This window comes from Streptomyces sp. NPDC059897, from assembly GCF_042730865.1.
GTDB lineage: Bacteria > Actinomycetota > Actinomycetes > Streptomycetales > Streptomycetaceae > Streptomyces.
Genome location: NZ_JBHWKQ010000049.1, coordinates 19,182 through 41,647 on the forward strand (window position 1 = coordinate 19,182; position 22,466 = coordinate 41,647).

The 22,466-nt window shown below is 68.7% G+C and carries 26 protein-coding genes and 3 pseudogenes; 12 read left to right on the top strand and 17 right to left on the bottom strand.

Annotation, left to right across the window (positions count from 1 at the left end; all coding sequences use genetic code 11):
* The first annotated feature begins 148 nt into the window (after positions 1-148).
* Both ACFV9W_RS34080 and ACFV9W_RS34085 read left to right on the top strand, forming a co-directional pair.
* Positions 149-1,135 (top strand): LuxR family transcriptional regulator, encoded by a 987-nt coding sequence (locus tag ACFV9W_RS34080; protein WP_385768996.1) that lies wholly within the window; start codon positions 149-151, stop codon positions 1,133-1,135.
* A 223-nt stretch (positions 1,136-1,358) separates the two neighbouring features.
* Positions 1,359-1,733 (top strand): annotated as a pseudogene (locus ACFV9W_RS34085) (mobilization protein); the annotation flags it as partial.
* A 302-nt stretch (positions 1,734-2,035) separates the two neighbouring features.
* Here ACFV9W_RS34085 and ACFV9W_RS34090 read toward each other — a convergent pair.
* From ACFV9W_RS34090 to ACFV9W_RS34100, 3 genes and pseudogenes are all read right to left on the bottom strand, one after another.
* Positions 2,036-2,644, bottom strand: coding sequence for a hypothetical protein (locus tag ACFV9W_RS34090; protein WP_385768998.1), 609 nt, complete (start codon positions 2,642-2,644; stop codon positions 2,036-2,038).
* A 179-nt stretch (positions 2,645-2,823) separates the two neighbouring features.
* Positions 2,824-3,480, bottom strand: coding sequence for a hypothetical protein (locus ACFV9W_RS34095; RefSeq protein ID WP_385769000.1), 657 nt, complete (start codon positions 3,478-3,480; stop codon positions 2,824-2,826).
* Between the two features lie 174 nt (positions 3,481-3,654).
* Positions 3,655-3,885: pseudogene (locus ACFV9W_RS34100) on the bottom strand (transposase); the annotation flags it as partial.
* A 169-nt stretch (positions 3,886-4,054) separates the two neighbouring features.
* Here ACFV9W_RS34100 and ACFV9W_RS34105 point away from each other — a divergent pair.
* Complete coding sequence (locus ACFV9W_RS34105; RefSeq protein WP_385769060.1) at positions 4,055-4,465, top strand: LysE family translocator; 411 nt, start codon at positions 4,055-4,057, stop codon at positions 4,463-4,465.
* Positions 4,428-4,613, top strand: a pseudogene (locus tag ACFV9W_RS34110) (DNA mismatch repair protein MutT); the annotation flags it as partial. The gene ACFV9W_RS34105 and the pseudogene ACFV9W_RS34110, both read left to right, overlap by 38 nt.
* Here the strand turns inward: ACFV9W_RS34110 and ACFV9W_RS34115 are convergent.
* Together ACFV9W_RS34115 and ACFV9W_RS34120 are read right to left on the bottom strand one after the other, a co-directional pair.
* Complete coding sequence (locus ACFV9W_RS34115) at positions 4,568-5,863, bottom strand: MFS transporter (RefSeq protein WP_385769002.1); 1,296 nt, start codon at positions 5,861-5,863, stop codon at positions 4,568-4,570. The pseudogene ACFV9W_RS34110 and the gene ACFV9W_RS34115 sit on opposite strands and share 46 nt — an antisense overlap.
* 8 nt (positions 5,864-5,871) lie before the next feature.
* The gene (locus ACFV9W_RS34120; RefSeq protein WP_385769004.1) at positions 5,872-7,260 is read right to left on the bottom strand and encodes an FAD-dependent oxidoreductase; all 1,389 of its coding nucleotides are present in this window, start codon (positions 7,258-7,260) and stop codon (positions 5,872-5,874) included.
* A gap of 84 nt (positions 7,261-7,344) precedes the next feature.
* Here ACFV9W_RS34120 and ACFV9W_RS34125 point away from each other — a divergent pair, with 84 nt between their 5' ends.
* A complete protein-coding gene (locus ACFV9W_RS34125) occupies positions 7,345-7,791 on the top strand; it encodes an ArsR/SmtB family transcription factor (RefSeq protein ID WP_385769006.1) in 447 nt (148 codons plus the stop codon).
* Here ACFV9W_RS34125 and ACFV9W_RS34130 read toward each other — a convergent pair.
* Positions 7,750-8,073, bottom strand: a complete 324-nt coding sequence (locus tag ACFV9W_RS34130) for an ArsR/SmtB family transcription factor (RefSeq protein ID WP_385769007.1) — start codon at positions 8,071-8,073, stop codon at positions 7,750-7,752. The two genes, ACFV9W_RS34125 and ACFV9W_RS34130, sit on opposite strands and share 42 nt — an antisense overlap.
* 70 nt (positions 8,074-8,143) lie before the next feature.
* Between ACFV9W_RS34130 and ACFV9W_RS34135 the strand changes: the two genes are divergently transcribed.
* Positions 8,144-9,184: a flavin-containing monooxygenase gene (locus ACFV9W_RS34135; RefSeq protein ID WP_385769009.1), complete on the top strand. Its 1,041-nt coding sequence runs from the start codon at positions 8,144-8,146 to the stop codon at positions 9,182-9,184.
* A 144-nt stretch (positions 9,185-9,328) separates the two neighbouring features.
* Positions 9,329-9,982, top strand: a complete 654-nt coding sequence (locus ACFV9W_RS34140) for a TIGR02391 family protein (RefSeq protein ID WP_385769011.1) — start codon at positions 9,329-9,331, stop codon at positions 9,980-9,982.
* Between the two features lie 13 nt (positions 9,983-9,995).
* Here ACFV9W_RS34140 and ACFV9W_RS34145 read toward each other — a convergent pair whose 3' ends face one another.
* From ACFV9W_RS34145 to ACFV9W_RS34160, 4 genes are read right to left on the bottom strand one after another with little or no spacing between them, the layout of a single operon-like run.
* Positions 9,996-11,054 (bottom strand): ArsO family NAD(P)H-dependent flavin-containing monooxygenase, encoded by a 1,059-nt coding sequence (locus tag ACFV9W_RS34145; protein ID WP_385769013.1) that lies wholly within the window; start codon positions 11,052-11,054, stop codon positions 9,996-9,998.
* Positions 11,051-11,254: a DUF2180 family protein gene (locus ACFV9W_RS34150; protein ID WP_385769015.1), complete on the bottom strand. Its 204-nt coding sequence runs from the start codon at positions 11,252-11,254 to the stop codon at positions 11,051-11,053. Before ACFV9W_RS34150 ends, ACFV9W_RS34145 begins: the two co-directional genes overlap by 4 nt.
* On the bottom strand, positions 11,254-12,375 hold the full coding sequence (gene arsB, locus ACFV9W_RS34155) for an ACR3 family arsenite efflux transporter (RefSeq protein ID WP_385769017.1): 1,122 nt from the start codon (positions 12,373-12,375) through the stop codon (positions 11,254-11,256). Before arsB ends, ACFV9W_RS34150 begins: the two co-directional genes overlap by 1 nt.
* Positions 12,375-12,686 (bottom strand): ArsR/SmtB family transcription factor, encoded by a 312-nt coding sequence (locus ACFV9W_RS34160; protein WP_385769019.1) that lies wholly within the window; start codon positions 12,684-12,686, stop codon positions 12,375-12,377. The genes arsB and ACFV9W_RS34160 overlap by 1 nt, the downstream gene beginning before the upstream one ends.
* Before the next feature lie 112 nt (positions 12,687-12,798).
* Between ACFV9W_RS34160 and ACFV9W_RS34165 the strand changes: the two genes are divergently transcribed.
* Positions 12,799-13,212: an arsenate reductase ArsC gene (locus tag ACFV9W_RS34165; RefSeq protein WP_385769021.1), complete on the top strand. Its 414-nt coding sequence runs from the start codon at positions 12,799-12,801 to the stop codon at positions 13,210-13,212.
* Between the two features lie 62 nt (positions 13,213-13,274).
* Complete coding sequence (locus tag ACFV9W_RS34170; protein ID WP_385769023.1) at positions 13,275-14,060, top strand: TSUP family transporter; 786 nt, start codon at positions 13,275-13,277, stop codon at positions 14,058-14,060.
* Between the two features lie 18 nt (positions 14,061-14,078).
* On the opposite strand, the gene ACFV9W_RS34175 is transcribed toward ACFV9W_RS34170, so the two are convergent.
* A complete protein-coding gene (locus tag ACFV9W_RS34175) occupies positions 14,079-14,450 on the bottom strand; it encodes an ArsR/SmtB family transcription factor (RefSeq protein WP_385769025.1) in 372 nt (123 codons plus the stop codon).
* A gap of 170 nt (positions 14,451-14,620) precedes the next feature.
* Here ACFV9W_RS34175 and ACFV9W_RS34180 point away from each other — a divergent pair, with 170 nt between their 5' ends.
* On the top strand, positions 14,621-15,301 hold the full coding sequence (locus ACFV9W_RS34180) for a three-helix bundle dimerization domain-containing protein (protein ID WP_385769027.1): 681 nt from the start codon (positions 14,621-14,623) through the stop codon (positions 15,299-15,301).
* Position 15,302: 1 nt separating this feature from the next.
* Here the strand turns inward: ACFV9W_RS34180 and ACFV9W_RS34185 are convergent, their stop codons facing one another.
* The 5 genes from ACFV9W_RS34185 to ACFV9W_RS34205 are packed head-to-tail and all read right to left on the bottom strand — an operon-like array spanning position 15,303 to position 19,795.
* Positions 15,303-16,004, bottom strand: coding sequence for a winged-helix domain-containing protein (locus ACFV9W_RS34185; protein ID WP_385769029.1), 702 nt, complete (start codon positions 16,002-16,004; stop codon positions 15,303-15,305).
* A 44-nt stretch (positions 16,005-16,048) separates the two neighbouring features.
* Positions 16,049-16,912 carry a phosphate ABC transporter ATP-binding protein PstB gene (pstB, locus tag ACFV9W_RS34190; protein ID WP_385769062.1) on the bottom strand — a complete coding sequence of 288 codons (864 nt, stop codon included), beginning with the start codon at positions 16,910-16,912 and terminating at the stop codon, positions 16,049-16,051.
* A gap of 44 nt (positions 16,913-16,956) precedes the next feature.
* The gene (gene pstA / locus ACFV9W_RS34195; protein ID WP_385769031.1) at positions 16,957-17,868 is read right to left on the bottom strand and encodes a phosphate ABC transporter permease PstA; all 912 of its coding nucleotides are present in this window, start codon (positions 17,866-17,868) and stop codon (positions 16,957-16,959) included.
* Positions 17,868-18,824 (bottom strand): phosphate ABC transporter permease subunit PstC, encoded by a 957-nt coding sequence (gene pstC / locus ACFV9W_RS34200; protein WP_385769033.1) that lies wholly within the window; start codon positions 18,822-18,824, stop codon positions 17,868-17,870. Before pstC ends, pstA begins: the two co-directional genes overlap by 1 nt.
* Positions 18,821-19,795 (bottom strand): PstS family phosphate ABC transporter substrate-binding protein, encoded by a 975-nt coding sequence (locus ACFV9W_RS34205; RefSeq protein ID WP_385769035.1) that lies wholly within the window; start codon positions 19,793-19,795, stop codon positions 18,821-18,823. Before ACFV9W_RS34205 ends, pstC begins: the two co-directional genes overlap by 4 nt.
* A gap of 277 nt (positions 19,796-20,072) precedes the next feature.
* Between ACFV9W_RS34205 and ACFV9W_RS34210 the strand changes: the two genes are divergently transcribed.
* Positions 20,073-20,759, top strand: a complete 687-nt coding sequence (locus tag ACFV9W_RS34210) for a DUF488 family protein (protein ID WP_385769037.1) — start codon at positions 20,073-20,075, stop codon at positions 20,757-20,759.
* Positions 20,760-20,879: 120 nt separating this feature from the next.
* Complete coding sequence (locus ACFV9W_RS34215) at positions 20,880-21,665, top strand: hypothetical protein (RefSeq protein ID WP_385769039.1); 786 nt, start codon at positions 20,880-20,882, stop codon at positions 21,663-21,665.
* Between the two features lie 134 nt (positions 21,666-21,799).
* Here ACFV9W_RS34215 and ACFV9W_RS34220 read toward each other — a convergent pair whose 3' ends face one another.
* Complete coding sequence (locus tag ACFV9W_RS34220; RefSeq protein ID WP_385769041.1) at positions 21,800-22,339, bottom strand: DinB family protein; 540 nt, start codon at positions 22,337-22,339, stop codon at positions 21,800-21,802.
* Positions 22,340-22,466: the final 127 nt, after the last annotated feature.

The following is a 22,466-nucleotide window of genomic DNA, read 5'->3' on the forward strand; positions in this document are numbered from 1 at the left end:
CTTCCAATCCTGTAGGTGCTCGGAGTCTTCCGCTGTCGGCAGCGGTCGTGGCGCACCGTAGTCCGCTCGGCATCCCTGTGGTGCCCAGCAGTGCCACTGGCACGGATCGGCCACACGCGAGCTCCGAAAGGCGCCGATAATGCGCTTCATGACGAACGTGAAACTCGGTGCGGCCCTCCGGCTGCTCGGCCTCGACGACGCGGCGGCCCGGCTCTATCCGGCGCTGCTCGACCTGGCTCCCGCTCCGCTGGGCGAGATCGCCGCGGCGGCGGGCCTGGACCGGGCCGACGACGCGGACGCGGCGTACGGCGCGCTCGTCGATCTGGGTCTTGCCGTGGCCGCCGGGCCGGACGGGGATCCGGTGGCGCCGGTGCCGCCGGCCGCCGCTCTGGAGGTGCTCGCACGGCACCGGACGGCGGAACTCGAGGAGTCACGGGTCGCCGTCGGCGGTGCCTTCGAGTCGTTCAGGCGCCGACGGCTCGCCACTCACCGGGACACGCTCGTCGAGGTCGTCACCGGCGATGCCGTCGGCCCCCGGACGCGACAGGCCTGGGCGAGTGCCCGCGAGCAGATCCGCCAACTGGAGTCCCCGCCGTACACTCCCATGCCCGAGTCCACGGGCGACGCGCTGGCCACGCTCGCCCGCGGCGTCACCCAACGAGTCGTCTATTCACGTGAGTCGCTGGAGCATCCAGGCCGCCTGAGGGAATCCATCGAACCGTGCATCAACGCCGGCGAGCAGGCCCGAGTGCTCCCCTCGGTACCGGTGAAGCTCGTGATCATCGACGACGCGTACGCCCTGGTGTCGTTGGCCATCGAAGAGGCCGACGTGAACCACACGACGCTGGTCGTACAGCCGTGCGGGCTGCTGTCCGCACTGGTGGCCCTGTTCGAACAGTGCTGGCGCCAGGCCCTGCCGTTCCATGGCCGCACCACGACCCCGGGCGGCCCGCCGCCCGCCGACCGCCGTCTGCTGTGGCTCCTCGCGGGCGGCGCGAGCGACGAAACCATCGCCCGCGAACTGGGCATCAGCCGACGCACCCTCTTCCGCCGCCTGCAGATCCTCATGGCCCGGCTCGGCGCCGCGAACCGCTTTCAGCTGGCGTTGCACGCGCAGCGCAACGGATGGCTGTGAAAGCTCCGCCTCGCCCGACACTGTCCACATGAGTGGTGCGAGCTGCTTCCCACCCGCCCCTCAGGGCAAGCCAGTTCAGATGCCACCCGATCGTGCGGCAGACCCAACCGAGGAACGACAGCCGCACCTGGCGGTTGCGATTCGAGACGTTCGTATCCGCGAAACTCTCCTCAGACAACCGTCACCCTAGACCTTGAACTGGGCTCTACTGGACGCCCCTTCATTGATCGCGAAGATCAGCAGCGGCAAGAGCACCACGGGCCTGATCCGCTACCTCTTCGACACCAAAAGGGCCAAGGACCACACCGCCCCGCACATGGTCGCCTCCTGGGACGGCTTCGCCCCCGACCCCGGCCGCACCACTGAGAACCCCGACGCCGCGCGCAAGCAGCTCGTGGCGGACCTCGACTGGGCCGACATCGCACGCCGCGTCGTCGCCGCCACCGGCATCGCCCCGCAGGGCGATCCGGATGGTTGCCACTGGGTCGCTGTCCGCCACGCCCCCGACCACATCCACATCGCCACCACCACCGCCCGCGCCGACCTGCGACCCGCCCGACACTGGAACGACTACCTCACCGCCGACCGCGAATCGGCCGACGCCCGCTGGCCGACGCCGAGCATCCGGCCCGGGTCCTCACCTGGCGCATCCAACGACTCGCCGCGCGACAAGCCCCCAATGCACGGGCCCTCGCCGCACAAGCCCGCAGTGACCACCAGAGCCGCACGTCAACACGCCCGCAGCCCACGGTACGAGCACCATCAGCGGAAACCTCATCGATGTCGCGCCCGCGTCGCTGACTCTAAGAGGTCGTTGTCATCGGGAGCGCCCAATACCTCATGGTTTGAGGGGTGATACAACGTGGCGCTGGAGCGTTGTGCGGTAAGGCTGTGCCGCGACTACCTATTCAGCTCGGCATCGTCCAGGATTTCCTTAACCGCAGCAGCGTCCTTGCCGTTGGCTTCTTTAGCCAGACCTTGAAGTTCGTCCGTACTGCGGGCGGAGAAGACGCTACCGGAGATCTCCCCGTTCCCAACCTTGCCGTTGTCGTACGGCATCGCATGCGTGGTGGCACCCCACTCGCCATCCCCCTTAACCAGCAACACGATGTACTTGTGCCCCTCTTCGAATCGAGGCTCGCCTTGCCAGGCGAACTCCCTCTGGTCCTCTCCCTCCCACCACCAGCCGGGAAGCTCCTCGTTGAAAGTCGTCGGAGCTGGTTCAGCACCGGGCTTGGACCACAGCACCTCGTCGACCTTCATCGTGGCGGTGCGCGGGATGTGACCTTCTCCGTTGTCCCTCTCATCTTCAGGCGCGGAGCCTTTGTGCTCACTGCCAGGAACCACGCTGAGGACAACGGCGTGTTCCCCGTTTTCAACCCAGTCGACTGCTGTGAGGGTCGGGTATGCCTCAGCCGAGCTCGCCTCGACAACCCGTGGCCCCTTGGCGCCGTCGTCGCTGGTGGCGGCGACACCAGCGACGGTTCCTCCGGCCACCACGGCAACCATGACGGCGAGGACGACCAGGCGACCACGGCGGGACGCGGGTATCCAACGGCGACCGTCAATGCCGCCCTGCTCAGTGTTCGTACGGAACATATCTGATGTCCCTTCAGAGGAGTTTCGACGTGGTCTTCTTCTTTGACGAGCCCTCGTCAGATCAGCTCCCCGAGGCAGCGGGAGAACCGTCACGGTTTTGTGTACATACCGTTGATCTGGCCGACGTTGTGCGACCCAAGATCGCGATAACTGCTGTCGAGCGGCGTACGTACACAGCCCAAGGCGCTGTTTCTGTTGCCCTGCGAAGGAGATGCGTACTCGCCGTGGGTGAGTCCGACCGCATGCCCGCCTTCATGACAGACGGTTGCCTTCCACGGGTTGCTGCTGCTGTTGTCGAAACTGATGTAGTGCTGGTCGCATTCGAATTCGCTGGTCGCATCGTTGCACCAAGTCCTGCCCAGCACGTTGGAAGGCAGCGGGGGATCGTTGTAGTCGAAGATGATGTCCGTCTCGCTCGACCCGCTGTAGGAGATTTCCCCACCACTGTGCTCATGCACCTCAAGGTCCGTCGGACCGTACTCGTCGTGCATGGCCTCCCGCACATCGCTATCGCCGGCAGATGTCATGCCGGCCTCGATGCCGAAGGTCAGAGTCCCATTGTCGGTTCGGCAGTGGAAGCTCTCGCCTGGCTCACCGTCATGGCAGCTCCAGTCTGTGTTGGCAGTCTTAAACATGTTGTCGAAGCTGGCCGCTTGGACGCTCAAACTGGCGCCAAAGAAAAAGGTCACCATCACCGCTGCGATAGCAAAATATCTACTGGCGCCCTGCCGAAGACGTACCTGCACGCGTGCCCCTCCCACGATTCCGGCCACCCCCTGGCCAGGTACAGGCGTTCGACTTTATCCACGGCGTAGGCGATTTCACTGCAGGAGTTCGCACTCCAGTTGTGAATGTTGACCAGAAGCACTCTTGCCGCGGTCGGTCGGATTCGGTCCCGTCAGCTGCCCCTTTGAGGGCGGCTTGGCCCACACCCGGGCCTCCGTCCACTCCGTGAACCGCCGGAAGGCCGTCACGCCCGACAGACCGACGCCCGGCGGAGGTTGGTTCCAGGTGCACCTCGAGGCGGCCACGAAGATGATCCCGGCCAGCACTTTGCAGTCTCCTCGTCGGCGATGCCCTCCACCCTGCGGGCGAACCGGCGCTGGCGGCATTACCCGCTGGAACAACGTCCACGGGTCTTCCGGCGCCATCCGCTCGACAAGCGCCGTAGCCGCCACCCCAGAGGGCCGCAAAATTAAGTCACCTGAAATGGCGTGGAATTTTGGCGGGCCGCTGTGGGGTACCCCAGTCGTCCTGAACCGTCCGCGACGAAGGAGTTCGCCCACGATGACGAACCTGCTCGGCTTCCTCGGTGTGATGATGCTGGCCTACCTCATACCGGGGCCGGACTTCCTGGTGATCGTCCGAGCGGGAGCCTGGGACACGGCCCTCGGCCGCGCGGCGGCCTGGGGCGCGCAGAGCGGGCTCTGCGTCCACATGTGCGCCGCGGCGCTCGGCCTGTCGGTGATCGCCGCCCGGTCGGCGTACGCGTTCACCGTCATCAAACTGGCAGGCGCCGCCTACCTGGTGTTCCTCGGGATCCGCGCGCTGCTCGCCGCCCGCTCCGGCGCGGCCCCGGCCCGGCCGCACCGTGCCCCCACCGCCGACCGCAAGCGCCCGGGGACCTTCCGCTCCAGCTTCACGGAGGGTTTCCTCACCAATGTGCTCAACCCGAAGGCCGCGCTCTTCCTCAGTGTCCTGCGTCTTCGCCACCCACGAGTGGTCCGGTGAGCCTGAGAACCGTGAGCCTCGCAAGCACGCGCAGGTGCGGTGGGTCGACGTCGATGCCCTCCCTGAGGAGTTCGTCGATACCACCGACAGCGCGCTGCATCGCTACCTGGAGGGCGGGCCGGAAGTGTCCCTCGACGGTTGGAAGTGACTGGTCGGCCTCTGGACGTCCGCCGCCTTGTCGGGCTTGTCGATGGCGGAGCCCAGGGCGAGGACGGCCGCGGCCAGGGAGGCCACCGACAGTGCGGTGAACAGGTGCGGGTAGCCGCCCAATGCCCCGGCGAGGCTGGCCCCGGCCCAGGGGGCGATCGCTGCGGCGACGGTCGCGGGGGCGGCCAGGAGGCCGGAGAGGGTGCCGTAGTGGGTGGAGCCCCAGCGGTCGGTGACGGCGGTGGCCTGGAGGAGGGTGAGGTTCCCTCGGACCATCCCGGCCGCGATGGCGAGGACCACGAGGAGCGGGATGGGGCCGGGAACCAGGCCCAGGGCGAGGGTGGTGGCGCCGCCCGCGGCGATGAGGAGCACGGTGCGGGTGGTGGCGGTGGTGCGTCGGGCGAGGCTCGCGTACAGGGTGCGGCCCAGGGTCTGGCCTGCGCCACCAAGTCCCAGCGCCCAGGCTGCTGTTGTCGAGCCTGCGCCACGCTCGGTCAGGAGCGGGACGAGGCCGATGACGACCGCGTACACAGCGAAACCGGAGAGCGTGAAGGCAGCCGCCAGGAGCAGGAAGGGGCGCGTCCGGGCGGCCGCGTCACTCCTGCTGGCGCCCTCGGTATGGCCGGGCGGTTCCGGTATCGCAGGCCATGGGGCGCGTAGAGCGAGGGCGTGCGCGGGGATCGTGATCAGGGCGAGTGCCGCGGCCAGGATCGCGTACGTGGTGCGCCAGCTGAAGTGGTCGGCGAGGGCGGCGGTGATGGGCGCGAAGACGGTGGAGGCCAGACCGCCGGCCAAGGTGACGACGGTGAGTGCGCGGACGCGGTGCGGGCCCCACCAGCGGGTCACTGCGGCGAAGGCGGGCTGGTAGAAGGTGGCGGCCATGGCGGTGCCGGCCAGGAACCAAGCGGCGTAGAAGAGGGGGAGGTTGGGCGCGGCGGCGATCGCCAGCACAGCCGCCACGGCGAGTACCGAGCCGAACGTCATGACCCTGTGCGGGCCGCGCCGGTCGAGGACGCGGCCGACCGGGATGCCGACGGCGGCGGAGACCAGCAGGGCCAGGGAGAAGGCGCCGGTCGTGGCCGCCGTCGACCAGCCGGTGTCGGCTGTGATGCGGGAGTTCAGTACGGGGAACGCGTAGTAGACGATGCCCCAGCTGGTGATCTGGGTGGCGCACAGGGCGGGCAGGACGGCGCGGGGCCGCGACGACCGGTGATCCGGTGCGGCGGCCCCACCGGTGTGAGGGTTCGTCACGGTGCGGGTCAGCAGCCGCCGGAGGCAGGAGCCTGGGCAGCGCCGAGCTGGATCAGGGCCGGAGCTGGGGCGCAGCAGCCGCCTCCGTCGGTCTGGTCGGCGTCCGGGGTGTCGAAGAGGCCCGCGCCGCCGCACACGCCGGTCTCGGGGAGGGTGAGTTCGACGCGGTCGGCGGAGTCGATGTCTCCGGCGAGCGCGGCGGCGACCGAGCGGACCTGCTCGTAGCCGGTCATGGCGAGGAAGGTCGGCGCGCGGCCGTAGGACTTCATGCCGACCAGGTAGACGGCCTGTTCGGGGTGGGACAGTTCGCGGTGGCCGTGCGGGTAGACGGTGCCGCAGGAGTGCTGGTTGGGGTCGATCAGCGGGGCCAGTTCGACGGGGGCTTCGAGGCGCGCGTCGAGGTGGAGGCGGATCTCGGAGAGGAAGGACAGGTCGGGGCGGAAGCCGGTGAGCACGATGACCTCGTCGACCGGGTCGAGGCGGCGGCCGTCCTCGGCGACCAGGACCGGGCGGCCGTTCGCGTCCCGTTCGATGGCCTCGGTGCGGAAGCCGGTGACCGCGTCCGCGTGGCCGTCGTCGACGGCGGCCTTGGCGGCCAGGCCGAGGGCGCCGCGGGCGGGCAGTTCGTCGGCCTCGCCGCCGCCGAAGGTGGAGCCGGAGATGCCGCGTCGCAGGATCCATACGCCCTTGGTGTCCGCGCCGTCATCGGCCTTGGCCAGGTCGGCGAGGTGGGCGAGGGCGGTGAAGGCGGAGGCGCCGGAGCCGATGATCGCGGTGCGCCTGCCCGCATAACGGGCGCGGACGGCCGGGTCGTCGAGGTCGGGCACGCGGTACGTGATGCGGTCGGCGGCCGCCTTCTCGCCGAGCGCGGGCAGGCCGCTGCCGCCCGCCGGGGACGGGGTGGCCCAGGTGCCGGAGGCGTCGATCACGGCGCGGGCGAAGAGGGGCTCCTCGCGGCCGTCGGCGTACGTGATGTGGACGACGAAGGGCTGGGCCTCGCGGTCGGCGTCGACGACGCGGTCGCGGCCGGAGCGGGAGACGCCGGTGACGGTGGCGCCGGTGCGAACCCGGTCGCCGAGAGCGTCGGCGAGCGGCTGGAGGTAGTCGTTCGCCCAGTCGCCGCCGGAGGGGTAGGTGTCCGGGTCGGGGCGGGTCCAGCCGGTCGGCGCGAGGAGCTTCTCGGCGGCCGGGTCGACGACCTCGCCCCAGGTGGAGAAGAGGCGGACGTGCGCCCACTCGCGCACGGCGGCGCCTGCCTGCGGGCCCGCCTCCAGGACGAGCGGTTCGAGGCCCTGCTCGACGAGGTGGGCGGCAGCGGCGAGACCGACGGGGCCGGCCCCGATGACGACGACGGGCAGGTCCTCGATATTGGTGGTGGCGGGTGCGGGTGCGGTCATGGCGGCGACTCTCCTCAGCTTGCTTCGATCGGTGTCGATACAGGGGAGCTTGCCTCCTGTATCGACGAGTGTCAACATAGACGTATGTCGAAGTCTCAAGTGGTGGAGCTTCCGCTCGTGGAGCCGGACGGTTCGGGCTCGGAAGCGGAGTCGGCGGTGCCGTGCTGCCCGCCGATCACGGCGGGCGAGCTGTCGGTGGCCGACGCCGAGAAGATGGCCGCGATGTTCAAGGCGCTGTCGGACCCGGTGCGGCTGAGGCTGTTCTCCAAGGTGGCCTCGTACGCGGGCGGTGAGGCGTGCGTGTGCGACATCTCCGACGTCGGTGTCTCGCAGCCGACGGTCTCCCACCACCTGAAGAAGCTGAAGGACGCCGGGCTGCTCACCTCCGAGCGGCGCGGGACCTGGGTGTACTACAGCGTCGCCCCCTCGGTGGTGGCGGCGATGTCGGCCATGCTCGATCTGCGCAACCAGCCTCCCGCCGAGGGCAGTTCAGTCGCCGCAGCCGGGCGGGCAGCAGCGCGCCAGGTATGACTGGAGGTCGGCGAGGCGCCGACTCATGGTGGCGCCGTCGGCCCGGTAGAAGACCTGTTTGCCCTCGCGCCGCGAGGTGACCAGGCCGCCGCGCCGCAGCAGGCTCAGGTGTTCTGAGGCGGTCGACGGCTTGAGACCGCAGCGCTCCGCGATCTCCCCGACGGTGAATTCGACGTTCCCGGCGAACTGCAGCATCACGCGCTGACGTGTCTCGCTCGCCAGCGCCTTGAGGAAGTCCGCGGTCGCGGTGTCGACCGCCTGCCCTTCATGCCCCTCGGACACGCGCGATCACTACACCCTTCATTTCGTCATTTCCCGAATCGACGACACATCGCAGGAAGGCCACTGTCTCATGGAGCACTCCGATCTGATCATCATCGGTGCGGGCCAAGCGGGCCTGGCGACCGCTGCCCTCGCTCGCCGATACGGCTTCGGCCGACCTCTGCTTCTGGAGGCCGCCGACGAGCCCGCGGGGTCCTGGCCGTACTACTACGACAGCCTCACGCTCTTCTCGCCGGCCAGGTACTCGACGTTGCCCGGCCTGCCCTTCCCCGGTGATCCCGACCGGTACCCCACCCGCGACGAAGTCATCGACTACCTGCGCCAGTACGCCGCCCGTCTCGACGCCGACGTACGCACCCGAACCCGCGTCACCTCCGTCCGCCGCGAGGGCGGTGCCTGGACCGTCACCGCCGAGGACGGCACGGCCTGGTCGGCGCGTGCCGTGATCGCCGCGACCGGAAACTACGCCACCCCCAACGTGCCGCTCCTGCCTGGCCAGGACGAATTCACCGGCCGCATGCTGCACGCCGCCGAGTACCGCAGCCCCGAGACCTTCACCGGGCAGCGGGTCGTGGTGGTGGGCGGCGGGAACTCCGCGGTACAGATCGCCGCTGAACTCGGCGCCGTCGCCGACACGTCTCTGGCCACGCGGCGCCCTCTGGGCTGGATGCCGCAGACCATGCTCGGCCGGGACCTGCACTGGTGGCTCAAGTACACGCGCCTCGACGTCGCGCCCATCCGGCGATGGCTGGAGAAGGTCCCTGTCTCCGTGCTCGACGACGGGCACTACCGGACGGCTCTCGACCGGCACGGAGTGGACCAGCGGTCGATGTTCGTGCGATTCGAGCCCGATGGCGTGGTCTGGGGCGACGGCACGAAGGAGCGGGTGGACGCGGTGCTGCTGGCCACCGGGTGCCAACTCGCCTTCCCCTACCTGGAAGGCACCGGAGCCCTGGACCGCGACGGGCAGCCGCTGCACCGGGGCGGAGTCGCCTCCGGTGTGCCGGGGATCGGGTTCGTCGGCATCGAATTCCAGCGCAGCTTCTCGTCGAAGACGCTGCGTGGGGTGGGAAGGGATGCGGGGCACATGCTGGCACGCCTGCGCCGATGACGGTCTGCCGGTTCGCCGCGGCCGGGGATTGTCAGTGGGGCGCGGCACTATGGATGTGTGAGCATCGATATTCCTTGGGCGCGTGCGGAGTTGGCGGAGTTCCTAAGGCTGACTGAGCTGTACCGTCCTCCGGACCCTCCGGGGATGACAATCTTCTCCACCAGTCTGAGCAATCGCGGCAAGCAGTCCGACATCATCGCCAGCGCGTACGTGGTCGAGCAGGTCCTCGATCGTGTGCTGCCTCGGTGGCGGACCGAAGTGCCCACCGATCGGGCCGAGAACGTGAATCGCTGGTGCCAACGCCGCGAGGCCGCGCAGCGGGCCGACACAGCTCTCCAGCGGGACGCAGAAGTTCGCGAGCGCCTCGGTGACGACTCCCCTCAGCTCAGCGCCGCGACCATGCACCCGTGGGTCTGGAGCGGCGCCCGCTCGCTGTGGCAGAGCGGCCACTTCCGCGACGCGGTCACGGCGGCAGCCAGGAAGGTCAACGCGGAGACACAGAACAAGGTCGGTCGCCGGGACGTGAGTGAAGCGGCCTTGTTCCAGAACGTGTTCTCCAAGGATGACCCCAAACCGGGACAGCCGCGCCTGCGGCTCAGGCCGGACGACGGCAGCGACACCTTCCGCAGTGTTCACCGCGGAGCCGCCACCTTCGCCGAGGGGTGCTTCGCAGGCATACGCAATCCCAACAGTCACGAGGACGGGCTGCCGGAACTGCCGGAGAACGAGGCGTTGGAGCAGCTCGCAGCCTTCAGCGTGCTCGCACGCTGGGTGGACGCCGCCACCTTGGAGACGTGAACGCGGCGGCCGGTCAGCGCACCAGGGCCGCGACCTCCCGAGCGGCCTCCCGCGCCGGCCGTCCCACCCCGATCAGGGTGGCGGAGGCGGGGCCGGTCCAGTCGCCGTAGCCGAGCAGGTGCAGGCGGGGCTCGTCGGCCGCGCGGGTGCCGACGGTGGCGATGTGGCCGCGCGTGCCCCGGAGTTGGAGCGGGGCGAGGTGGGAGAGGGCGGGGCGGAAGCCGGTGCACCAGATGATCGCGTCGGCCGCGGTGTGGGTGCCGTCCGCCCACACCACACCGTCGCGCTCGATGCGGGTGAACATCGGTGACGCCTTGAGGAGTCCCGCGTCCCGCGCCTCGCGCACCGGAGGCACCGCCACAATGTCGCCGAGGGAGGCGACGCCGCCGGTGTCGGTGCGGCCCGCGTCCAGCGCGCGGCGCCGGGCGGTGGCCGCGTCGAACAGGGCCCGGCCGTCGATGTCGTCGGGCAGGAAGCGGGGCGGGCGCTGGGTGACCCAGGTCAGTTCGGTGTCGTATGCGAGGTCGGCGGCGATCTGAGCGCCGGAGTTGCCACCGCCGACGACCACCACGCGCTGCCCGGCGAAATCGGCCGGAGAGCGGTACTCCACGGTGTGCAACTGACGGCCGGCGAACGCCGTCCGCCCCGCGACCGCCGGCAGGAACGGCCGCCACCACGTCCCCGTCGCCGAGATCACGGCCCGCGCCCGCCACACACCGCCGTCGGACTCGACGCGCAGGAAGGCCCCGTCGCGGTGCACGCCGCGCACCCGCACCGGCCGCACGATCGGCATGGCGTACCGCTGCTCGTACTCGGTGACGTACTCGACCACGTGCCGTGCGTCCGGGTAGATCTCGCCCACCTGGACCGGCATCGGCCGCCCCGGCAGCGAGGAGAACGCCGCCGGGGAGAAGAGGTGCAGCGAGTCCCAGGTGTGCTGCCAGGCGCCGCCGGGCGTGGACTGGGCATCCAGGACGACGAAGTCCAGGCCCTGGCGACGCAGGTGGAAACTGGCTGCGAGCCCGGCCTGGCCGCCGCCGATCACCACCACATCGACGTGCCGCTCGGTCATGCGGCCGTCGATGCCGTAGCGCACTTGGGGCAGCGCACCGTACGGGCGACCGCCTCTTGGGGAGCCCCGACCACAGGGCCGCGCCGGACGCTGCGGTCCGTCACCCGGGCATGTCCTTCGCACACGGCGGCGCCACAGTCGTGGCACACGCCGATGGCGGTCGCCGCGGTTCCTTGCGCATGACAGTCGAGGCAGTGCATCAGCTCTCCTTGGCGGTTGTCGTGAGCTGGGCCGGGGCGAACTTCTTGCGCCAGGCCAGCGCCACGTAGACGAGTCCGATCAGGACCGGGACCTCGATCAGTGGGCCGACCACTCCCGCCAGCGCCTGCCCGGACGTGACGCCGAAGGTGGCGATGGCGACGGCGATGGCCAGCTCGAAGTTGTTGCCCGCCGCGGTGAACGCGAGCGTGGTGGTGCGCTCGTAGGACAGGCCGATGGCCTTGCCCAGCAGGAAGCTGCCGAAGAACATCACCGCGAAGTAGACAAGGAGCGGCAGCGCGATGCGGACGACGTCCAGCGGCTGCGAGGTGATGGCGTCGCCCTGGAGCGCGAAGAGGATGACGATCGTGAAGAGCAGGCCGTAGAGGGCCCACGGGCCGATCTTCGGGAGGAAGTTGGACTCGTACTTCTCGCGGCCCAGCTTCCTCTCGCCGAGGCGGCGGGTGAGGAAGCCGGCGACCAGCGGGATACCGAGGAAGACGATCACGTTCAGAGCGACGTGCCAGACGGGGACGTCGAGGCCCTGGCCGTTGCCGAGGCCGAGCCACTGAGGGAGCAGGTCGAGGTAGAACCAGCCGAGCAGGCTGAACGCGATGACCTGGAAGACGGAGTTGAGGGCGACCAGGACGGCGGCGGCCTCGCGGTCGCCGCAGGCCAGGTCGTTCCAGATGATGACCATGGCGATGCAGCGGGCCAGGCCGACGATGATGAGACCGGTGCGGTACTCGGGCAGGTCCGGCAGGAAGATCCAGGCGAGTGCGAACATCACCGCCGGGCCGACGAGCCAGTTGATGACCAGTGAGGACACCATGAGCTTCTTGTCGCCGGTGACCGTGTCCAGCCGGTCGTAGCGGACCTTGGCGAGCACGGGATACATCATCACGAGCAGGCCGATCGCGATGGGCAGCGAGATGCCGCCGATCTCGACCTTCGACAACGCGTCACCGAGACCGGGGATCAGGCGCCCCAGACCCAGGCCGACGCCCATCGCAAGCAGGATCCACACCGCGAGATAGCGGTCGAGGGTGGAGAGCTTGGCGACGATCGAGGCGTCCTCGCCACCCTGGGGCGGCGTCTTGGTGCCAGGGTCGGTCGCGGTCATCAGCAGGCTCGCTTTCGGTCGGTCTCGATGGTGGTGCGCGCGGTCTCGGCGAGTTCACCGAAGGTGGCGGCCAGGTCTTCGAGGACCTCGGGCTTCAGTTTGTAGTAGGTGAAGCGGCCGCACGGCTCGGTCTCCACGACGCCCGCTTCGCGCAGCACGCGCAGGTGGTTGGAGAGGTTCGTCTGCCGGGCGCCCGTCTCCTCCACGAGGTGAGTGGTGCACAGGGTCTCGTGGGCGAGCAGGGACACGATCTGAAGCCGGATCGGATCGGCGACGACCCGGATCAGGTCAGTATTGGCTGACGTCATCATGGACTGATACTTTCACATCAGTGGCTGGTGATACCACTGGGCACTGATATCAACCGAGACCGGCCCCGTCGCGAAGACCGCTTCGCGAGGCACGAGACAAGTGAGACCACAGATGTCCGAGAAGCCCTCCGTCCTGTTCGTGTGTGTCCACAACGCCGGCCGGTCCCAGATGGCCGCCGCCTGGCTGACCCACCTGGCGGGCGACCGCGTCGAGGTCCGCTCGGCCGGCTCGAACCCCGGCAAAGAAGTGAACCCGGCCGCCGTCGAGGCGATGCGCGAGGTCGGCATCGACATCTCCGCCGAGACCCCGAGGATCCTGACCGTGGACGCGGTCAAGGAGTCGGACGTCTGTATCACCATGGGCTGCGGCGACACCTGCCCCGTCTTCCCGGGCAAGCGCTACCTCGACTGGGAGCTGGAGGACCCGGCGGGCCAGGGCGTCGAGGCCGTCCGCCCCATCCGGGACGAGGTCAAGACCCGCATCGAGGCACTGATCGCCGAAATCGCGCCGGAGAAGACCGCCTGAGCCCCGAGCCGGCCCACGCCCATGGCGATACTGGAGCGGCGTAGGCGACAAGGGGGACTCCAGTGGACTGGCCCACAGGGCTGCTCGGGTTCGCCGCCGGTCTGCTGATCTCCCTCGTGACCGCGCCGGTCGGCGTCTCGGGCGCCGTGTTCCTGTTGCCGGTCCAGGTCAGCATCCTGGGCGTACCGAGCCCGGCGGTGACGCCGACGAACCTTCTGTTCAACGTGGTCGCCGGTCCGGGTGCGCTGCTGCGGTACCGCAAGACCGGGAGCCTCGGTGGCTCGCTCACTCGGCTGCTGATTGCGGGCACCGTGCCGGGCGTGATCATCGGAGCCGTCGTCCGCGTCTTCGCCGTTCCGGGGCCGCAGGTCTTCCGATTTCTCGTCGCCCTCCTGCTGCTTCCACTCGGGCTGTGGCTGTGCGCCCGCTCCCTGCGCGCTCCGGCCGCCGACCGACCGGGCACGCCACCGCCGACCAGGACCACCACCGCCCTGGCCATGACGGTCGGAGTGGTGGGTGGGATCTACGGCATCGGCGGGGGCTCGCTGCTCGGCCCGATCCTGGTCGGTCGCGGGATGCCGGTGGCCAGGGTCGCTCCTGCGGCGCTGGCCGCGACGTTCCTCACATCGGTGATCGGGGCTGCCACGTATGCGCTGCTGTCGGTGGCCGTCACCGGTGACATCGCCCCCGACTGGCTGCTCGGACTCTGCTGCGGCTTGGGTGGGCTCGTCGGCGGCTACATCGGGGCTCGGCTGCAACCCCGTTTTCCCGAAAGGGTGCTCAGGATGACTCTCGGAGCGCTCGCGCTCGGCGTCGGGACTCTGTATGCGGTCCAAGTTGCGCAGTGAACGCCCCTGCGGCCGAGCTCAGCCGACAGCAGGATCCAGAATCGCGCGAACCTGCTTCAGTCCGTCCTCGTTGATCGAGTACCAGGCCCAGGTCCCGCGACGCTCCCGGTTCAGGAGACCCGCCTCGGTCATGATCTTCAGGTGGTGGCTGACGGTGGGCTGCCGGAAGCCCAGGCAGTCCGCGAGATCGCAGACGCACGCCTCGCCCGCAGGGGTGCGTTCGATGATGCGGAAGATCTGCAGACGGGTGGGATCGGCGATGGCCTTGAGCATCGCCGCGAGGCGTTCGGCCTCGTCGCGCTCGATGAGCAGGCACGCGAGCCCCGGCGTGCAGGTCTCCGCTTTCGCCTCGTCCGCCACCTCCGAGGCACTCACTTCAGTGACAGCCATCTATCCAAGGTAAGCGCCGGTCAACTGCCGTTTCCTTGCTCGAAGGCCCTTCACGCGGCTTGTTCACCCAGCGTTCACCTTGGTTTCGAGCCGGGCAAAGCATAGGCAATCATCTGTTCTCCCAGGTGAAGGCCGGTAGCGGCAGCCATCCGCGTGCAGAGGAGTCGCTGATGGATTCCAACGACGAGCGACTCTCCTACCGCCGGGCCGCGCCCGCGCTGCTGGACCTTGAGGCGGTGCTCGATCGCATCATCTCCCGCCTGGCCGCCCGGTACAGCCGTTCCTTCTCCCGGGAGACGGTGGAGAGTTACGTCGAGGAGTGCTCCTGGCAGTTGGCGGCTCGGGCCCGGCTCGGGCTTCATCTTCCGGTTCTCATCGAGCGGTTCGCCGATCAGCGGCTCGGGGCGCTAGCCCGAGGGCTGGGCCTTTCGCCGAAGCCGGTGCCCGAGGTGCTGTTCGTGTGCACGGAGAACGCCGGACGTTCGCAGCTGGCCGCCGCCCTCCTGCGGCACCGGGCAGGGGCCGGCGTGCGGGTGCTGACCGCGGGGTCGGAGCCGGGCGAGGGGATCGCTCCGGTGGTGCTGCGGCTGCTGGGCGAGCAGGGGCTCGACGTGGGCGAGGAGTTCCCCAAGCCGCTGACCGCCGAGGTGGTCACGGCCGCCGATGTGGTGGTGACGCTGGGGTGCGGGGACGCCTGTCCGGTGCGGCCCGGACGGCGCTATCTGGACTGGGAGTTGCCCGACCTGATCGGGCTCGACATCGAGAGCGCGCGATCCGTGCGTGACGCACTGGCCGTACGCGTCGACACCCTCGTAGGCGAGTTGCTACCGGACAGCGCACCGACCACCTGAGTCACGTACGGGCCGGCGCGGGGCCGCAGTCCATGCGGTAGCCCATGCCGCGGATCGCCTCGATGGTGCAGCAACTGCCGCCCTCGTCGCGCAGTTTGACGCGGATCCGGCGCACGTGCACGGTCAGCGTGTTGCTGTCGAGGGTCTCGGTCCCCCACAAGGCGCGGACGAGTTCCTGGCGGGTGACGACCCGGTTGGCGTGCTCCATCAGATAGCGCAGGACCCTGAACTCTTGGACGGGCAAATAGATTTGGCGCCCTTGTATGTAGACGTGGAAGCCGGCCGGGTCGAGTTCGATGTCGCCGACCACCAGCGGGCTCTCGGGCTCCTCGCGTGTGCCGGAGATGACGAACGGCAGGATCTCCTCGACGCGGTAGGGGCGGGCCACGAAGGCGACCGCGCCGGCGGTCACCGCGGCGGTGGCCTCGTCCGCGCCCTTCGGGCCAGCTGCCACCAGGACCGGTACGGGGTGCAGGCGGGCGATCAGTTCGGTCACGCGGGCCACGTCGACCACCGGCAGCGGGGCGGCCAGAAGTACGGCGCGGGGGTGGTGGGCGCCGACCTGGAGCAGGGTCTCGGCGCCGTCGCGGCAGACGATCGTGCGGACGCCCGCGTGCTCGAAGCGGGCCATCGCCTTGGCCGCCGACTCCTCGTCGGGGTCGGCGAGGAGCAGGTCGGGCGGCCGGTGCACTTCGGGTGTCACCGGTTCTCCCTCTCGTGTCTCGTACGAGGCGCAGTCGTGACGTCTCAGCCGAAGCGGCCCGAGATGTAGTCCTCGGTGCGCTGGTCGGAGGGGTTGGAGAAGATGCGGGCCGTCTCGTCGTACTCGACCAGGCGGCCGTGGCGTTCGCCCTTGCCGTCGACATCGGCGGTGAAGAAGGCGGTGCGGTGCGAGACACGGGCCGCCTGCTGCATGTTGTGCGTGACGACGATGATCGTGAACTCCTGGGAGAGGTGCTCCATCAGGTCCTCGATCTTGGCAGTGGCGATCGGGTCGAGCGAGGAACAGGGCTCGTCCATCAAGATCACCTCCGGCTTGACCGCGATGGTGCGGGCGATGCACAGCCGCTGCTGCTGACCGCCGGACAGGGCGAGGGCGGACGTCTTCAGTTTGTCCTTGACCTCGTCCCAGAGCGCCGCGTGCGTGAGGGTCTCCTCGACCAGGTCGTCCAGGCTGCCCTTGAAGCCGGAGACCCGGGGCCCGTAGGCGATGTTGTCGTAGATGGACTTGGGAAACGGGTTCGGCTTCTGGAAGACCATGCCGATACGCCTGCGCACCTCAATGGGGTCGACCTCGCGGCTGTACAGGTCCTCGTTGTGGTACCGCATCTTGCCCACCACGCGGGCGGTGGGGATGAGGTCGTTCATGCGGTTGAAGCAGCGCAGGACGGTGGACTTGCCGCAGCCGGACGGGCCGATCATCGCCGTGATCTGCTGGTGCGCGATGTGCATGTTGACGTCGCGGACGGCCTCATGGTCGCCGTACCAGACGGACAGGCTGCCGATCTCGAACACCGGGCTGGCCAGCGGGCGGGCCTGGCGGTAGGCGACGCGGGGGGTGCGGGTACCGCCGTCGGACTGGGCGTCGGACGGTCCGGGGGCTGCGGGCATCTCGGTCTCCTGCGAGGCGGACTTACGGAGAGAGGTCATGGCGCTCACCAAGTGCGGGAGTAGCGGTTGCGGAGCCAGATGGCCAGGGAGTTCATCGCCAGCAGGATCACCAGGAGGATGACGATCGCGGCGGAGGCGAGCGCGGTGAACTCGGCCCGCGACTGGCTGATCCAGTTGAAGATCTGGATCGGCAGCACGGTGAACGAGCTCTCCACACCGGTCGGGTTGAAGGTGATGAACGTCAGCCCGCCGAGCAGCAGCAGCGGCGCCGCCTCACCGATCGCCCGCGACAGCGCGAGGATCGAGCCGGTGGCCATGCCGGGCACGGCCGCCGGGAGCACCTGCCGCCAGATCGTCTGCCACTGTGTCGCGCCGAGCGCGAGCGACGCCTGCCGGATGGACTGCGGCACGGCGCGGATCGCCTCCCGCGAGGAGATGATCACGACCGGCAGGACGAGCAGCGAGAGGGTCAGCGAGGCGGTGAGCACGGTCTGGCCGAAGCCGAGGCCGCGGGAGATGATGCCGAGCCCGAGGATGCCGTAGACGATTGAGGGGACGGCCGCCAGGTTCTGGATGTTGATCTCGATCGCGCGGTTCCACCAGCGGTCCGGGTCGGCGTACTCCTCCAGGTAGATCGCGGTGAGCACGCCGGTCGGCAGGCAGTACAGGGCTGTGAAGGCGATCACCCAGATCGTGCCCATGATGGCTGACTGGGCGCCGCTGTTGGACGGGTTGATCAGGTCTGGGAAGTTGGTCCACAGCCGGGAGTCCAGGCGCGACCAGCCCTCCACAACGACGTAGGTGAGCAGGCCGGCGAGGAAGACGACGCCGACGGCGAGCGAGGCCCACAGGCTCAGGTGGAAGAACCGCTCGCGCCACGGGGTGCCGCTGCCCTTGAGGCGGGGCGCGTCGGGGACGTCGGCGAGGGCCGGTTCATGGTCGATGACATGGCTCATCACTCGTACACCTCCCGGTACTTGCGCACCAGACGGATGCTGACCAGGTTCATCACGAGGGTCATGACGAACAGCAGCGAGCCGACCGCGAAGATGGTCTGGTAGCCGGTGGAGCCGGTCGGCAGATCCCCGATCCCGGCGGCGGCGATGAACGCGGTCATCGTCTGCATCCCCTCAAGGGGGTTGAAGGACAGGTTCGGACGGCCGCCCGCCGCGATGGCGACGATCATCGTCTCGCCGATCGCCCGGGAGATGCCGAGCACGACGGCCGCGACGATGCCCGACAGCGCGGCCGGGAACACGACCCGTGTGGACACCTGCATCCGCGAGGAGCCGAGCGCGAAGGCGCCGTCGCGCAGGGCGCGCGGCACCGCGCTCATCGAGTCCTCGGCGAGCGAGGCGATCGTCGGGATGATCATGATGCCCATGACGAAGCCCGCTGCCAGGGCGTTGAAGACCTGCGGCCCGCCCTCGTCCGCCGGCCAGATGTCCTTCAGAAGCGGAGTGATGGCTTTGAGGGCGAAGAAGCCGTAGACGACGGTGGGGATGCCCGCGAGCACCTCGAGCATCGGCTTGAAGATCTTCCGTACCCGCGGACTGGCGTACTCGCTCAGGTACACGGCCGCGCCGAGACCGAGTGGCACGGCGACAAGGAGTGCGATCAGCGTGACCATCAGCGTCGCCGTCACCAGCGGGATGACGCCGAAGTGCGGCGGCTTGAACAGCGGTGACCACTCGGTGCCGGTGATGAAGTCCCCGAAGTCGACCTTCCCGAAGAACTCCACGGCCGGAGGGATCAGGGCGATGACGATGCCGATGGTGGTCAGCACCGAGACCAGCGAGGCGGCCACCAGCAGGACCTTGATGACCTTCTCGCCGTAGCGAGGCTGCGAGCGCCGCAGGAAGCCGGGGGTTCCCGTGACGGCTCGCAGCCCACCTGGCCGGCCCTTCCTCATGACTTGTGCTGTTCCTTCAGCGTCTGCAGGTCCTTCTTCAGCTCGGCCTCCTGCTCGCTGTTCAGGGGCACGAACTGGGCCTTGGAGGCGATGTCGGCGTTGTTCTCGACGTAGAACTCGACGAAGGCCGTGACCTCCTTCTTGTCGAGCGAGGACGCCTTCGGGTAGATGAACAGCGGCCGGGACAGCGGCTTGTAACTGCCGTCCTGCACCGTCTTCTTGTCCGGTGCGACGCAGCCGTCACCGCCGTCGACCTTCAGGACCTTCAGCTTGTCCTTGTTCTCCTCGTAGTACGACAGGCCGAAGTAGCCCATGCCACCCTTGGAGCCGGAGACGCCCTGCACGGTGACGTTGTCGTCCTCGCTCGGGCTGTAGTCCGTACGGGACTTGCCCTCCTCGCCGTTGATGGCCTCGGTGAAGTAGTCGAAGGTGCCCGAGTCGGTTCCCGCGCCGAAGAGTTCGAGCTTCTGGCTGGGGAACTTCGGGTCGATCTGGTTCCAGTTGTTCACCTTCGAACCCGGCTCCCAGATCTTCTTCAACTGCGCCACGGTCAGGCACTCGGCCCAGTCGTTGTCCTTGCTGACCACGACCGACAGGCCGTCGTTGGCGACCTGGAACTCCTCGAACTTGATGCCCTTCTTGTCGCAGGCCGCCTTCTCGTCGTCCTCGATGGCACGCGACGCGTCGGAGATGTCGGTCTCGCCGGCGCAGAACTTCTCGAAGCCGCCACCTGTGCCGGACGTGCCCACGGTGACCTTCACCCCGGAGTTCTGCTGCTGGAACAGCTGGGCCGCCGCCGTGGACAGCGGGGCCACCGTGCTGGAGCCGTCCACCTTGATGGTCCCGGACAGCTCGTCACCGTCCCCGCCCGAGCCCGCGTCGGAACCGCCGCAGGCACTCGCAGTCAGCAACACGGCCGCCGTCAGGGCCAACGGAGCTGTGGCCCGGCGCATGGAAGTGGAAATGTTCACGACTCTCGACCCTCGTGTCAGCCGGGCTGCGCCGGCGAGCGGATCGGCGCGCTAGGCGCTCCGTTCGGACACCTTGGATCGAAGTCTGGCTATATGAACCCACGGTGTACGGAGGGCTCATCGCGGATGAATTATAGCCAGGCATCTATATAGATGGATCTTGTTGAAGTTGGCCATCAGGTGACAGCAGGGAACCAACTAGCTCGCGCGAGCGACTGGCGGAAGCGCATGCGGGTAACTAGCTGTGTGATTCCGGCGGAAGTTAGGATCCCGGTCCATGGCCGATCGCCCCTTAATTCCCTCCGCCTGCTCCCCGGCACGGACGCTGGCCGCCCGCGTACGCGCCCTGCGCGAGGAACGCGGATGGACGCCAGAGCGCCTGGCAAAGGAAGCCGGCATCCAGCCCGCGACGCTGGCGCGCCTTGAGGGCGGGGGAGCAATTCAGCCAGGTTTCTTCACCGTTGGCGCATTGGCCGAGGTGCTCGGGGTCTCACTCGATGAACTGTTCCGGCAGGCGCAAGGGCCAGAGGCCGGGCTGTGGTCCGCCGGATACGAGGGACGGGACATCGATTCGTTCGTCGCCTCCCTGCTGGAAGCCCAGATCAGCATGGTCGCCGACGTCCGCCTGACCCCCATCAGCCGCAAACCCGGCTTCAGCAAGACCCGCCTCGGCAACGCCCTCGACGAAGCCGGCATCGCCTACATCCACCTACGCGCCCTCGGGAACCCGAAGGACAACAGGGCCCCCTTCTGGGAAGGGCGCATCAGCGAGGGCCGAGCCCGCTTTCGCAGCCTCCTGCGCACCGAAGCGGCCCAGGCCGACCTCGACGAACTCGCGGAACACGCAGCTCAGGCCCGAGTCGCGGTGCTGTGCTTCGAGAAGGACCAACAGCGCTGCCACCGCCACGTCGTCCTGGAGACCCTGCGCAAGCGCACATCACTACCCGTCAGCCCGTTGGCCTGACTTCAACTACCGCGCACGACCGCACTCTTGCGTGTGCGAACCCGCTCATTTCCAATCTGGTCCAGGCGATACGGACCGGGGGGGCGGGGCATGGCCGGAGCGTGGCAGCGGGCGCGCATCATGATCACAGTCAAGACGTATCCGGAGCTGTCCGCGAAGTACCGCGAGACCAGTTGCGTCGCCGGGATACGGCTCGATTGCGACAGCCCCGAGCATGTCCGCCTCTTCCCCGTCCCCTTCCGACTCCTCGAAGAACAGAGCCAGTTCGCCAAGTACGCGATCGTCGAGGTCGACGTCCGCCGTCACCAACAGGACCGGCGGCCCGAGAGCCTGCGCCCGAACCTGGACACCCTCAAGGTCATCGACAGGATCGGCACGAGCGACGGCTGGCGCGAGCGCCACGCGATCGTCCGCCCACTGATCGCCCCGTCCCTGTGCGCCATCAAGCGCGACCAGGAGGAGCACGGTACGTCCCTCGGCATCTTCCGCCCGGGGGACAACATCCGCTTCCGGTTCGAGCCCGCCGAGCCCTGGCCCGTATCCAAAGCAGCTCTGGCCGACCAGATGGACCTTCTCGACCAGGACCTGCGCCAGTTGGAATGGGTTCCGCTGGAGTTCCGCTACCGCTTCAGCTGCAACGACTCCCGCTGCACCGGGCACGACCTGGCGCTCAGAGACTGGGAGGCCGGCGAGTCGTACCGCAAGTTCCTGCGTCAGTACGGGCCGGAGGACGTGGAGGAGAAACTGCGCGAACGCTGGTTCACCCGGATGTTCACCCCGGACCGCGCCGTCCACTGCTTCGTCGGCAACCTCGCCAAGCGACCCAAGACGTTCATGCTCCTCGGGCTGTTCTACCCGCGACGGGACGTCGTCGAGATCCACCAGGAAGAGCTGTTCTCTCTGTGATCACCCGACGTCGACGTGATGGGGAGGAGGGTTCAGCTACGGCCGGTGACGTTGGCGTCGCGCGCCGGCCGTCGTCGCTCACTCTGCTTACGCCTCCTGCTCGGCGTCGCTACGGGGTGGGAGCCTTCCCTCGGTCAGTGGTCATCGTTGGCCAGGGTGAGCTGCTGGCGATGGAACTCGAAGTGCTGGAGCGGGTAGTGGTAGAGGTCCGCGAGGGTCATGACGTCGCGGAAAAACGGATCCCAGCGAGTGGGGTAGGGCATGGCCAGCGCGAAGTCGCCCTCCCGTTCGGTGTCGAGCCGATGGTGCAGGAACGCGATCACACGGTCGAACACGGTTCCCATGCGGCGTCGCCCCAGGACTCTCGCGCCGCCCACAGGGCCCAGGTAGTTCACGACGTCGAAGGGTTTGACCCCGGAGTTGAGGAGTCGGGCGAAGCCCCGGCCGACGCCCCGCGGCAGCCGCCCGAAGATCCGCAGTAGGACCATCAGCGGCCGGACGAGGATATAGCCGAACAGCATGTGGAAAAGCAGCTGCTCGTTGGTCCACCGGGTGCCCTCGGTGGCCCGGCGCAAGTCGGCATCGCCCGCGTCGTCGAGGAGCCGGTGAAACGTCATACGAGCCCGCTCCAGCTCCTCGTGAATCGCCTGACGGTCCAGCGACGACATACTCATGGGACTCACCAGCCTTTCCGGGCGGCCTGTCCGGACGGCTCAGCCCCAGGTGTCCAGCATCTGCCCCATCGCGCTACGCGAACCGATGGCTCGACACGGTAGCGGGCCCAGGTGCCACGACGCCCGG

Bases quoted from the DNA above. Each gene is read 5' to 3' on its own strand.
- ACFV9W_RS34135 (WP_385769009.1), top strand. From the start codon at position 8,144: ATGGAGCACTCCGATCTGATCATCATCGGTGCGGGCCAAGCGGGCCTG.
- ACFV9W_RS34165 (WP_385769021.1), top strand. From the start codon at position 12,799: ATGTCCGAGAAGCCCTCCGTCCTGTTCGTGTGTGTCCACAACGCCGGC.
- ACFV9W_RS34145 (WP_385769013.1), bottom strand. From the start codon at position 11,054: ATGACCGAGCGGCACGTCGATGTGGTGGTGATCGGCGGCGGCCAGGCC.
- pstA (WP_385769031.1), bottom strand. From the start codon at position 17,868: ATGAGCCATGTCATCGACCATGAACCGGCCCTCGCCGACGTCCCCGAC.
- ACFV9W_RS34125 (WP_385769006.1), top strand. From the start codon at position 7,345: ATGTCGAAGTCTCAAGTGGTGGAGCTTCCGCTCGTGGAGCCGGACGGT.
- ACFV9W_RS34210 (WP_385769037.1), top strand. From the start codon at position 20,073: ATGGCCGATCGCCCCTTAATTCCCTCCGCCTGCTCCCCGGCACGGACG.
- ACFV9W_RS34220 (WP_385769041.1), bottom strand. From the start codon at position 22,339: ATGAGTATGTCGTCGCTGGACCGTCAGGCGATTCACGAGGAGCTGGAG.
- ACFV9W_RS34150 (WP_385769015.1), bottom strand. From the start codon at position 11,254: ATGCACTGCCTCGACTGTCATGCGCAAGGAACCGCGGCGACCGCCATC.
- ACFV9W_RS34215 (WP_385769039.1), top strand. From the start codon at position 20,880: ATGATCACAGTCAAGACGTATCCGGAGCTGTCCGCGAAGTACCGCGAG.
- ACFV9W_RS34160 (WP_385769019.1), bottom strand. From the start codon at position 12,686: ATGATGACGTCAGCCAATACTGACCTGATCCGGGTCGTCGCCGATCCG.
- arsB (WP_385769017.1), bottom strand. From the start codon at position 12,375: ATGACCGCGACCGACCCTGGCACCAAGACGCCGCCCCAGGGTGGCGAG.
- pstB (WP_385769062.1), bottom strand. From the start codon at position 16,912: ATGCCCGCAGCCCCCGGACCGTCCGACGCCCAGTCCGACGGCGGTACC.
- ACFV9W_RS34120 (WP_385769004.1), bottom strand. From the start codon at position 7,260: ATGACCGCACCCGCACCCGCCACCACCAATATCGAGGACCTGCCCGTC.
- ACFV9W_RS34105 (WP_385769060.1), top strand. From the start codon at position 4,055: ATGCTGGCCTACCTCATACCGGGGCCGGACTTCCTGGTGATCGTCCGA.
- ACFV9W_RS34140 (WP_385769011.1), top strand. From the start codon at position 9,329: ATGACAATCTTCTCCACCAGTCTGAGCAATCGCGGCAAGCAGTCCGAC.
- ACFV9W_RS34175 (WP_385769025.1), bottom strand. From the start codon at position 14,450: ATGGCTGTCACTGAAGTGAGTGCCTCGGAGGTGGCGGACGAGGCGAAA.
- ACFV9W_RS34080 (WP_385768996.1), top strand. From the start codon at position 149: ATGACGAACGTGAAACTCGGTGCGGCCCTCCGGCTGCTCGGCCTCGAC.
- ACFV9W_RS34090 (WP_385768998.1), bottom strand. From the start codon at position 2,644: ATGGTTGCCGTGGTGGCCGGAGGAACCGTCGCTGGTGTCGCCGCCACC.
- pstC (WP_385769033.1), bottom strand. From the start codon at position 18,824: ATGAGGAAGGGCCGGCCAGGTGGGCTGCGAGCCGTCACGGGAACCCCC.
- ACFV9W_RS34180 (WP_385769027.1), top strand. From the start codon at position 14,621: ATGGATTCCAACGACGAGCGACTCTCCTACCGCCGGGCCGCGCCCGCG.